Annotated in this window: 1 protein-coding gene; it reads right to left on the bottom strand. The window is 64.1% G+C overall.

Annotation, left to right across the window (positions count from 1 at the left end):
• Nucleotides 1-39: 39 nt before the first annotated feature.
• Nucleotides 40-1,593, bottom strand: coding sequence for a transposase family protein (locus tag KUG41_RS15330; RefSeq protein ID WP_216905055.1), 1,554 nt, complete (start codon nt 1,591-1,593; stop codon nt 40-42).
• Nucleotides 1,594-1,727 lie beyond the last annotated feature (134 nt).

Here is a 1,727-nt window from a genome sequence, read left to right as displayed (position 1 = left end):
GGTTGAGGGGCGCTTTGCATCGATAACTTGTTACCCATATTAATTGACACCTGGTAACACTGCTTCCCTTGTTCCTGGCTGGGTTTCAGGCCGTTCGGCTGCAGTGGCTACACACTTTTCCACCCTTGCCACGCGCCAATCTCTGATTCGCCGCTGCAGCGTGCGTTTGTGTTGGGGCCCATAGCGCTGGGGATCCAGATCGATCAGCCTGTCCAGGAGCTCCTGGCTGCCCACATCTGCTTCTGCTGTCAGCCATTGGGGGATCAGGTCGGCATGGGCCTCAAAGGGATCCACCCGACTGCGGCGGCCCTGCCGCGGTTTGGGCTTTTTCTGTAAAGGCCTGCTCTGGCGCCACAGGGCCTGTAACCCCTGCAGAAACCCATCCAGCTCACGCTTTTCTTGCTCCGGTGTCTGCCAGCTCAGCGGCTCCCCCGCCATGGCACTGGTGTGTTGGCCGCTGATCAACAGGGCCAGCCGGCTCTGGCAGCTCCGAATCGTGGCCAGCAGCACCACGGGGTCACACCGCTTTCTCAGTTCTCTGAGGTTCTGGGCTTCCTGATCGCTGAGCACTCCGGTGCGCAGCAGCTGCTGCAGCGGTGTTCGCGGCGGGTGGTGTAGCCGCTTGATCCGGCCTCCTTCCCGCACACTGCTTTTGAGCTTGAATGACGGCTGGAAAAGGTTCGTGAACAGCCGCAGCGCCGCGTAGAGCTCCCCCAGCAGCTGTGCCGCCTCCAGGCCCACCAAGCGCTCGTAGCCCACCACGCGGCGGATCAGCATCCCGTTCTTCTGTTCCACCCAGGCCTGATCGTTGCTCTGGTACGCCCGCGAGCGGGTGAGCTCGATCCCCTGCTCCGGTGCATCGCACCACTGCTCCATCAGGGCATTCATGAAGGCTGGATCGTTGTCGGCATCGATCCCGCGCAAGGGGAAGGGAAGGTGCTGACGCAACCGCTGGATTGCAGCCAACACCGAGGCCCCATCCCGCGTGATCACCGGCAGGCTCTCGCTCCAGCCGGTGGCGATGTCGGTGGCCACCAGAGTCCAGATGAACCGCCCCTCCAGGCGGCCGCCGCAATGGGCCACCAGGTCGATCTCCAGCCAGCCGGGATCCTTGTGCTCATCCCAGCCCTTAAACGTGCGCACCTGCACCCGACGGCGTACACCGCTGTAGGCACGGGGAGGGCGCCGCCATCCATTGCCCCCACTACTTTTTCGGACTGGAGCCAGCAGCCGGTCAATCGTGGCGCTGCTCATCGTCAACAACCGTGCCCGCACGCCCTGCTCCAGCTGCACGTGGCCGTGGTGCTCCAGCGATTCCACCAACTGCGGCAGCAGGGCATGGAGTCGCTTGCCGCACAGCCGATCACTGGCCTCCCACAGCGGCACCAAGGCCTCCACCACCTCGGGGCCGTAGCGGCGGCGGTGCTGCCCGCGGAGGCTGGTCTGCCGATCAATGGGCCGCTGGTTCAACCGGCGCAGCAGGGATTTGCGGTGGTACCCGGTCAGGGCCTGCAGCTCATCCAGCAGCCGCTGTTTTCCCACCCGACTGAGGCTCCGGTAACGGGCTGTTGCCGCGCTGATCGCCAGCGCCATCCGCTCTCCTTCTTTGAGAGAGACAGGTCCGCCTGGCCTCACGCCTTGCGAGTCGCCCCGCGTTGATGCCATAGGCGGCTGCTACTGCTGATGCAACAACCCTAGCGGGGTAGCAGCTTTAAAGATGCAATGCG

Source organism: Synechococcus sp. CCY 9618, assembly GCF_019038415.1.
GTDB lineage: Bacteria > Cyanobacteriota > Cyanobacteriia > PCC-6307 > Cyanobiaceae > Cyanobium.
The sequence above is the reverse complement of the archived record's forward strand: the minus strand, read 5'-3'. Positions and strand labels throughout refer to the sequence as shown.

What these genes read in the sequence shown, in the direction of transcription:
- KUG41_RS15330 (WP_216905055.1), bottom strand. Translation starts at nt 1,593, where the DNA reads ATGGCGCTGGCGATCAGCGCGGCAACAGCCCGTTACCGGAGCCTCAGT.